This window comes from Pseudomonas sp. P5_B2, from assembly GCF_056400445.1.
Genome location: NZ_JBFULH010000339.1, coordinates 1 through 4,501 on the forward strand (window position 1 = coordinate 1; position 4,501 = coordinate 4,501).

Genomic DNA, 4,501 nt, shown 5'->3' on the forward strand with positions numbered 1-4,501 from the left:
GACCCGGCCGAAGCCTTGACCCGTTATATTCGCGCCAAAATGGAATTCTCACGGCGCCAGCCACAGGCCTCGCGGATCTTCGCCATGGAAGTGATCAGCGGCGGCGAATGCCTGACTGAGTATTTCAACCAGGACTACCGCGCCTGGTTCCAGGGCCGGGCAGCTGTATTTCAAGCGTGGATCGATGCTGGAAAGATGGACCCGGTAGACCCAGTCCACCTGATCTTCCTGTTGTGGGGCAGCACTCAGCATTACGCCGACTTCGCGACCCAGATCTGCCGCGTCAGCGGACGTACCAAGCTGACCAAGCAAGACATTGAAGACGCCAGCAACAACCTGATCCRCAYCATTCTCAAGGGCTGCGGCCTGACCCCTGTTATTTAAGACACCTATGCCTTTCACCCTCAGTAGCTTTTGTGAATACCGCGAAGAAATTCGCAAAAGCCGCTTCATCACCTTCGCCGCGCCGATATCAAGCCCGGCAGACGCCCAAGCGTTCTTTGAAAAGCACAGCGACCTCAATGCTTCGCACAATTGCTGGGCGTGGAAGCTTGGCGATCAGTATCGCAGCAACGACGATGGCGAACCCGGCGGCACCGCAGGCCGGCCGATTCTGGCGGCGATCGAAGCGCAGGATTGTGATCAGGTCGCGGTGCTGGTGATTCGTTGGTACGGCGGCATTCAACTGGGCACCGGCGGCCTCGCCAGGGCGTATGGCGGCGGCGCGAACAAGTGCCTGCAAGCGGCGCCAAAGGTTGAGCTGATCACTCGAGTGCCTGTCAGTTGCGCCTGTGCTTTCGGTGAATTGGCGCTGGTGAAACTTCGTGTGGTGGAACTGGGCGGTCTGGTGGTGGAAGAAACGTTCACCGCCAATGGTGTCGAACTGCAATTAGCAGTTGGGCAAGCGCAGATCCATACCCTGCAAACGCAGCTGGCGGACTTGAGTCGCGGGCGCATTGTGTTGCAGCACTGAGCGCACCAACAACGCTCACCCTTATTCCGCCGACGTTAGAAAATTGCCCACATCTACTGTGCACCCGGCTGTGGATAACCTGAGCACATGTGCCTGTAACCCTTCTGTCATGCGGGTTTGCGGGCTTTGTTCACTTTTCGCCCAATCTGCCACTATCCACACAAAATCTACGTAAAAACAGATAGTTAGTGCGTGTTATCACCTTTAGAAGATAGCCGCCCAGTGCTTATGCCCGACCTTTAAGCTTGCGCACAAATACTGTGGAGCAATCTGTGGATAACCCGTTCATGGCTGTCGCGGCCCCCTATCCGGCGCGGCTTGCAGGCAGATGCTCGTTTTTTAACCAAATCCCCGCGAGCAAATCTGGAGCTTGATCAACCGCCGTGCTCCTAAGTGGTGCCTGACTCGGCGTCGATGGGGCACGATCCATTGTCCTTGAGGGCGGTGCTTTGCGCGGGCCAGCCGCTTTCCTGACTACATGGCCAGGAAATTGCTTTATTCACAGGCATCACGCCCCTCGACCCGAGTCCGTCATGCCCAACCCCGTGCCGATCCCCGATCAAACGCCCCGCCTGCAGTTGCGCAAGATCAGCAAACGCTACCCCGGATGCCTGGCCAACGATGCCATCGACCTGACCATTGCGCCTGGCGAAATCCACGCCCTGCTCGGGGAAAACGGTGCGGGTAAAAGTACGCTGATGAAGATCATCTATGGCGTCACCCATGCCGATTCCGGAGAGATGATCTGGCAAGGGCAACGCGTAACCATGCGCAACCCGGCCCAAGCCCGAGGCCTTGGGATTGGCATGGTGTTCCAGCATTTTTCGTTGTTCGAAACATTGAGCGTGGCGCAGAACATTGCCCTGGCCATGGGCGCTGCGGCCGGCACACCAAAACAGCTTGAACCGAAGATTCGTGAAGTGTCCCGACGCTATGGCATGGCGCTGGAGCCGGAGCGACTTGTCCACAGCCTGTCGATTGGCGAGCGGCAACGGGTGGAAATCGTTCGTTGCCTGATGCAAGACATCCGCCTGTTGATTCTTGATGAACCAACCTCGGTGCTGACCCCGCAAGAGGCCGATGAACTGTTTATCACCTTGCGTCGACTCGCGGCCGAGGGCTGCAGCATTTTGTTTATCAGCCACAAGCTCGGTGAAGTCCGGGCGCTGTGCCACAGCGCTACCGTGTTGCGCGGCGGGCGAGTGGCCGGGCATTGCCTGCCGGCCGAATGTTCGGACCGGCAACTGGCTCGGCTGATGGTCGGTGAAGTGGCCGAGGCGATTACGGACTATCCGAAGGTGGTAGGCGGCGCTGCGTTTCTTACTGTTAACCAATTGTCCTGGCCCAATCCTGATCCGTTCGGCTGCTCACTCAAGGACGTCGATCTTGAGGTGCGCAGTGGTGAAATCGTCGGTATCGCCGGGGTCGCGGGTAACGGTCAGGATGAATTGCTCGCCTTACTGAGCGGCGAAGAACGACTGGCACGCAACGACGGCGCGACGATCAGTTTCGGTGGGCAACCGGTCGCTCATCTGCGACCCGACGCGCGACGCAAACTCGGCCTGGCCTTCGTCCCCGCTGAACGTCTGGGCCACGGTGCGGTGCCGGAGTTGAGTCTGGCGGATAACGCGCTGCTCACGGCGTTTCAACAAGGGTTGGTCAGCAACGGGCTTATCCAGCGCAGCAAAGTCGAAGCGTTGGCCGAAGAGATCATCCGTCGCTTTGGGGTCAAGACACCCGATGCTCAAACACCGGCGCGTAGCCTGTCCGGCGGTAATTTGCAGAAATTCATCCTCGGCCGGGAAATCCTCCAGCAACCCAGATTACTGATCGCCGCGCACCCGACTTGGGGCGTGGATGTCGGCGCAGCCGCAACCATTCACCGCGCGCTGATTGCCTTGCGCGATGCCGGCGCGGCGATCCTGGTGATCTCCGAAGATCTCGACGAATTGTTCCAGATCAGCGACCGCCTCGGCGCCTTGTGCAGCGGTCGTCTGTCGCCACTCAGAGCCACCGTCGACACGCGCCTGATCGACGTCGGCGGCTGGATGGCCGGCCAGTTCGACACCCCTCAATCACTCGCCCCCGCAACGGTTTAACGGAGTTTCACATGCTGCTTTCTCTCGAACCCCGTGGCCAGCAATCGCGCCTGATGCTGTGGTGCTCGCCGCTGCTGGCGGCGGCGCTGACGCTGGGCTGTGGCTCATTGCTGTTTATCGCATTGGGTCATGATCCATTGCTCACCTTGCACACTTTGTTGATCGCGCCGGTCAGCGACCTGTATGGCGTCTCGGAATTGTTGGTCAAGGCGTTGCCGATATTGCTCTGCGCGTTGGGGCTGGCGGTAGCGTATCAGGCGCGGATCTGGAACATCGGTGCCGAAGGTCAATTGCTGCTCGGTGCGCTGGCCGGCAGTGCCTTGGCGGTGAACATTATCGACCTGCAAAGTCGCTGGGGGCTGGTGCTGATCCTGCTGGTTGGCACTTTGGCCGGTGCAGCGTGGGCCGGGCTGACGGCATGGTTGCGCACCCGGTTCAATGCCAACGAAATCCTCACCAGCATCATGCTCAATTACATCGCCCTGAACCTGCTGCTGTTCTGTGTCCATGGGCCGTTGAAGGATCCTGCCGGGTTCAATTTCCCGGAGTCGGCGATGTTCAGTGATTTCAGCCGTTTGCCGTTATTGATGGAGGACGGCCGGGTTCACGCCGGGGTGTATTTCGCCTTGCTGGCGTTAGTCGCTGTCTGGGTATTGCTGCAAAAAAGCTTTGTCGGTTTTCAGATCAAAGTGTTGGGGCTGGATAAGCGTGCGGCGGGTTTCGTTGGCTTTCGCGAGAAGCGTTTGATCTGGTTGGCGCTGTTGATCAGCGGAGGTTTGGCGGGTTTGGCCGGCGTGTGTGAGGTGACCGGCCCTATCGGTCAGTTGGTGCCGCAGGTCTCGCCCGGCTACGGCTATGCGGCGATCACCGTGGCGTTTCTCGGACGACTCAACCCCATCGGCATTCTGTTTTCCAGCCTGTTGATGGCGCTGCTGTACATCGGTGGCGAGAGCGCGCAGATGAGCATGAACCTGCCGCAAGCCATCACCCAATTGTTCCAGGGAATGATGCTGTTTTTCCTGCTGGCCAGCGACGTGCTGATTCTCTACCGACCGCGTTTGAACGTGCGCTGGGCCCGCCGCGCGCCAGCCACCGTACCTGCAGGAGCGCTGTGATGGATATCGATCTGCTGAGCAATATTTTCTATGCCATGGTCCGCTGCGGCACACCCTTGCTGTTGGTGGCGCTGGGTGAATTGATCTGCGAGAAAAGCGGCGTGCTCAACCTGGGCCAGGAAGGGATGATGCTGTTTGGCGCGGTGATCGGTTTTATAGTCGCCCTGAACAGCGGCAACCTGTGGCTCGGCGTGCTGTTGGCGATGCTCGCCGGGATTTTGTTGTCATCGCTGTTTGCCGTGGTAGCGCTGGTGTTCAACGCCAATCAGGTGGCCACCGGGTTGGCGCTAACGATCTTCGGTGTGGGCCTTTCG

At 59.2% G+C, this 4,501-nt stretch carries 5 protein-coding genes; all 5 read left to right on the forward strand.

Annotation, left to right across the window (positions count from 1 at the left end):
- The coding region (locus AC1DRJ_RS19840) for a TetR family transcriptional regulator C-terminal domain-containing protein (protein WP_477803643.1) at nt 1-384 on the forward strand (384 nt) is incomplete at its 5' end.
- A gap of 7 nt (nt 385-391) precedes the next feature.
- Nucleotides 392-973, forward strand: a complete 582-nt coding sequence (locus AC1DRJ_RS19845; RefSeq protein WP_477803644.1) for an IMPACT family protein — start codon at nt 392-394, stop codon at nt 971-973.
- Nucleotides 974-1,506: 533 nt separating this feature from the next.
- Entirely contained in the window at nt 1,507-3,072 is a 1,566-nt protein-coding gene (locus AC1DRJ_RS19850) for an ABC transporter ATP-binding protein (protein ID WP_477803645.1), read from the forward strand.
- Nucleotides 3,073-3,083: 11 nt separating this feature from the next.
- On the forward strand, nt 3,084-4,187 hold the full coding sequence (locus AC1DRJ_RS19855) for an ABC transporter permease (RefSeq protein ID WP_477803646.1): 1,104 nt from the start codon (nt 3,084-3,086) through the stop codon (nt 4,185-4,187).
- Nucleotides 4,187-4,501: ABC transporter permease subunit (locus tag AC1DRJ_RS19860; RefSeq protein ID WP_477803647.1), on the forward strand; the 315-nt coding region annotated here is incomplete at its 3' end. The genes AC1DRJ_RS19855 and AC1DRJ_RS19860, both read left to right, overlap by 1 nt.

Coding starts and splice junctions, on each gene's coding strand:
- AC1DRJ_RS19855 (WP_477803646.1), top strand. CDS start 3,084: ATGCTGCTTTCTCTCGAACCCCGTGGCCAGCAATCGCGCCTGATGCTG.
- AC1DRJ_RS19845 (WP_477803644.1), top strand. CDS start 392: ATGCCTTTCACCCTCAGTAGCTTTTGTGAATACCGCGAAGAAATTCGC.
- AC1DRJ_RS19850 (WP_477803645.1), top strand. CDS start 1,507: ATGCCCAACCCCGTGCCGATCCCCGATCAAACGCCCCGCCTGCAGTTG.